Genomic DNA, 4,062 nt, shown 5'->3' on the forward strand with positions numbered 1-4,062 from the left:
GTGGCACGCCCTCACCGGGCTCGCCGTCCCGGCCGCCGTCGCCGTCGCCGTCGCCGTCGCCGTCGCTGCCAGCATGCCGGCGGCGCCGGCCAGCAGCCCGCGCCGGTTCACGTACCCCATGTGACCGATCCCTTCCGTAGCGTGACATCGATCTCCGTGGGCCCAGCATGCCCGCCCCGGCACCCCACCAGTCGCAGGGTCGGGAGTAACGTCGGGGGGCGTGGCGGGCGCCGGAACGCAGTTACCACTGGAAACGGGGGACCCGCCGACGGATGAACAGCGAAAGGCGCGAAGTGACTGACCTCCCTTCCGACATCACACGGGTCGGCGTAGTGGGCTGTGGCCAGATGGGCGCGGGTATCGCCGAGGTGTGCGCCCGCAGTGGCCTTGAGGTCAAGGTCGCCGAGACCAGCGGCGAGGCCCTGGAGATCGGACGTACCCGGCTGTACAACTCCCTCGGCAAGGCCGCCGAACGCGGCAAGATCACGGAGGAGGAGCGGGACGCCACCCTGGCCCGCCTCACCTTCACCACCGACCTCGGCGAGTTCGCCGACCGCGACCTGGTCATCGAGGCCGTGGTCGAGAACGAGCAGGTCAAGACCGAGATCTTCCAGGTGCTCGACCAGGTGGTCACCCGCCCGGACGCGATCCTCGCCTCGAACACCTCCTCCATCCCGCTGGTGAAGCTGGCCGTCGCCACCTCGCGTCCGGACCAGGTCATCGGCATCCACTTCTTCAACCCCGCCCCGGTGCAGAAGCTGGTCGAGCTGATCCCGGCGCTGACCACGGGCGAGGAGACGATCAAGCGGTCCGAGGCCCTGGTGCGGGACGTGCTCGGCAAGCACGCGATCCGCGCCCAGGACCGGTCCGGTTTCGTGGTGAACGCGCTGCTCGTGCCGTACCTGCTGTCCGCCATCCGGATGTTCGAGTCCGGCATCGCGAGCCGCGAGGACATCGACAACGGCATGGAGTTCGGCTGCGCCCACCCGATGGGCCCGCTGAAGCTGTCCGACCTCATCGGCCTGGACACCATCGTCTCCATCGCCGAGTCGATGTACGCCGAGTACAAGGAGCCGCTGTACGCCGCTCCCCCGCTGCTCCAGCGCATGGTGGACGCGGGCCGGCTGGGCCGCAAGACGGGCTCGGGCTTCTACGCGTACGGCTGAGCCCGACGGGTTCAGCCGAGCCGGAGATGGTGCAGCAGGAGCAGCCCGGCCGCCATGTTGGCGGCCGGGACCTCCCCGCGCGCGATCAGGTCCGGCACGAGTTTGAGCGGGACCCACTCGCGCCGCGAGGACTCGAAGTCGTCCTCGGGCGGGCCGGTGTACGTCGCCTCCTCGGCCCAATAGAGGTGGTGGCGGGCGTCGGTCAGGCCGTTGGCGGGCTCCACGGTCATCAGGTGGTGCAGCGGACCGGGCCGCCAGCCCGTCTCCTCCTCCATCTCCCGCGCCGCGGCGGCCGCGACGTCCTCTCCCTCCTCGACCACTCCGGCGGGCAGTTCCCAGCCCCAGCTGTCGGTGATGAAGCGGTGCCGCCACAGCAGCAGGACCTCGTCCGCCTCGTTGACGGCGGTCGCCACGGCGACCGGGCGCAGCCGGATGACGAAGTGGTCCAGGTGCCGGCCGTCGGGCAGTTCGACGTCGGCGAGGTTCACGTCGAACCAGCGGTTCTTGTACACGGTCTGCTCGTTCAGGTTCGTCCACTGCACGGCCCTGCCACCTTCCGTTTGTGTAGGTGGCAACATGGCAGCAGGTGGGCTGTCACAGCGGAACGCGCAGCGCCCCGTCGATCAGCTGGGCCGTCTCCTCGGCGCCTGCGCAACCGCTGGTCAGCAGCTGTTCGCGGACGGCTCGCAGCCGGTCCCGCAGCCGCAGCGACTCCATCCCCTTGGCCCGTTCCGCCATTTCGGCGGCGGCGGCCACCGCCCGGTCGGCCTCGCCCTGGCGCAGCTGGATCTCGCAGAGCATCGCCAGCCGGTGTACCCGGCCCCGGTCGTGCGCCGGGGTCCCCACGGCCGCGGCGGCCTGCTCGTGGGCCGCGTCGAGGTCCCCCAGGCTGAGCAGCGCCTCGGCCACCTGGACGTTGACCAGGCCGGGTTGGACGTACCCGGTCTCGTCGGGCTCGCTGCCGCGCCTGATCCGCTCCGCGGCGGCCTCTGCGTGCCGGATGCAGGCCAAGGCGGCCGCGGTGTCACCGAGTTGGGCGTAGGCCTTGGCCTGCATCGCGTAGAGGTCGGCCGCCAGCGCCGGGGTGGTGTGCCGGCCGGCGGCCCGCAGGGCGGCCTCCGCGAAGGCGACGGCCTGCCGGAACTCCCGCAGGTGCAGGGACTGGTTGACGATCAGCGCGATGACGTACGCCCCGAGTCCCCGGTCCCCGCTGGCCTTGGCCAGCCGCAGGGCTTGGTGGAAGTAGCGCTGGGCCAGGCCGTGCGCGTCGGAGTCGTACGCGCAGATGCCCGCGACCGCGACCAGCGAGCCGGCCGCCCGGTGCAGGCTGCGGCCGAGGGCGTCGGGGTAACTGCCGCGCAGCAGGGGCGCGGTCTCGCTGCCCAGGAAGCGGACGATCCGGGCCCGGGTCGCCATGCCTCCGGCCCGCCGGTACATCAGCTCGTAGTGGGCCCGCGCGGCCCGCAGGACCTCGATGTGCTCGGGGCCGACGCGGGTGGGGCCGTCGCGCGAGACGTCCGCGTCCTCGGGCGGGTTCTCCCACTCCCAGACCGGGATGACGGCGGGCGTCCCGGTGACGGCCTCGGCGCCCAGGCAGTGGTCGCGGCCCTGTTCGTCGGCCCGCCACAGCGCGGTGGCCCGGTCGACGAACCCGCCCAGCGGGGTGCCGTGCGGGCTGCCGGCCTGGCCCGACAGGCCGAGCCCGATGTCGTCCAGCGTCAGCGGCCGCCGCAGCCGGCTCCCCAGCACCTCGCAGATCAGGTCCGGCACCTGGCCGCGGGGCCGCTGGCCCTTCAACCAGCGGGCGACGGCGGTGTGTTCGTAGCGCAGGGCGAGTCCCCGGGACCGGCCCGCCTGGTTCACATGGGCGGCGAGGCCGGCATGGGACATGCCCGCCTCGGCGAGGAGGGCGTCGAGCAGGGAGTTGGACTGCATGGGCCCCTCCAAGGGCTCGTCGGACCCAGGTTAGTGGGCGGGCGGTGCCCACGGGCGGGGTGCACCGGATTTCACACGGGGTGCGAACCTAGTACGCGCATAAATGCGCCGCGCACTCTGCCGCCCGGCTCTGCAAGGCGGTTGACTGAAGTACCTCGCCTCACCAACGAGGCACTCGGGCCGTCGGCTCCCCCTCGTACAGTGCGACGGCCCGTACCGCGCCGCCCGTCTGCTGTCTGCCCGACACTCCATGGCAGGCGGGCGGCGTGTCCCGGGCTGTCGCCTGCGACGGTTGGTCTCCGGCCGCCGGCGCAGTCCGGAGGCACCCCCGGCCGGAGCCGGGAGGTGACGTGCGCGCCGGGTCCACCCACCGTGCCCGGCGCGCACGACCTCTTGTGGTGACCCAGGCCCTGTCGGGCCGTCCTGCCTTGCCCCTGGCGGGGCGGGTGCGGTCGTCCGTCCTCGGGGCCGTGCGGGGCTGATCGCGCAGTCCCCCCCCCCGCCCCTGGAGGGCCTGACCGCCGCTCGTCCTGCCGTCGGCCCCGGTCTGCCGGGCGGCCGTCGCTACCGCGAGGCACCCCCGGCGGGCCGCAGCCCCTCGCCACGCATCCGCTCCCCACCCGGCCGGTCGGCGGGGCGGTCGCGGAGCGGTCGGTCGTTGCGGAGCACGAGCAGGGCCACGTCGTCGGCCGGGCGTCCGCCGGTGTGCCGCAGCAGCGCGGCGTACACGCCGGCCACCAGCCGGGCGGGCGTGGCCCCGGGTCCCGCGGCGGCCTTCGCCAGCGCCCCGCCCAGGGGGAAGCACCGCCCTGTGCCGTCCCGGGCCTCGTCCACCCCGTCCGTGTGCAGGAACAACGCCTCGCCGGGGGCGAGACGGACGTGCAACTGCGCCCTCAGCTGCTCCGGCCGCTTGCTCCTCTACCCCTCCGCCGCTGCCTACCGGCCTCCGCGCGTCGCTCTG

4 protein-coding genes are annotated in these 4,062 nt (G+C 73.5%); 1 reads left to right on the plus strand and 3 read right to left on the minus strand.

All coding sequences use genetic code 11. The annotated features are described in order from the left end of the window. Positions 1-272: 272 nt before the first annotated feature. Positions 273-1,166 carry a 3-hydroxybutyryl-CoA dehydrogenase gene (locus tag GPJ59_RS34355; protein WP_219671913.1) on the plus strand — a complete coding sequence of 298 codons (894 nt, stop codon included), beginning with the start codon at positions 273-275 and terminating at the stop codon, positions 1,164-1,166. An 11-nt stretch (positions 1,167-1,177) separates the two neighbouring features. Here GPJ59_RS34355 and GPJ59_RS34360 read toward each other — a convergent pair whose 3' ends face one another. The 3 genes from GPJ59_RS34360 to GPJ59_RS34370 all read right to left on the minus strand — a co-directional run bounded on the left by GPJ59_RS34360 (position 1,178) and on the right by GPJ59_RS34370 (position 3,986). Continuing rightward, positions 1,178-1,708 carry an NUDIX hydrolase gene (locus GPJ59_RS34360; protein ID WP_219671914.1) on the minus strand — a complete coding sequence of 177 codons (531 nt, stop codon included), beginning with the start codon at positions 1,706-1,708 and terminating at the stop codon, positions 1,178-1,180. A gap of 52 nt (positions 1,709-1,760) precedes the next feature. After that, positions 1,761-3,101 carry a transcriptional regulator gene (locus tag GPJ59_RS34365; protein WP_219671916.1) on the minus strand — a complete coding sequence of 447 codons (1,341 nt, stop codon included), beginning with the start codon at positions 3,099-3,101 and terminating at the stop codon, positions 1,761-1,763. A 564-nt stretch (positions 3,102-3,665) separates the two neighbouring features. Beyond that, on the minus strand, positions 3,666-3,986 hold the full coding sequence (locus GPJ59_RS34370) for a SpoIIE family protein phosphatase (protein WP_308120644.1): 321 nt from the start codon (positions 3,984-3,986) through the stop codon (positions 3,666-3,668). Positions 3,987-4,062: the final 76 nt, after the last annotated feature.

Source organism: Streptomyces bambusae (genome assembly GCF_019400985.1).
GTDB classification, from domain to species: domain Bacteria; phylum Actinomycetota; class Actinomycetes; order Streptomycetales; family Streptomycetaceae; genus Streptomyces; species Streptomyces bambusae_A.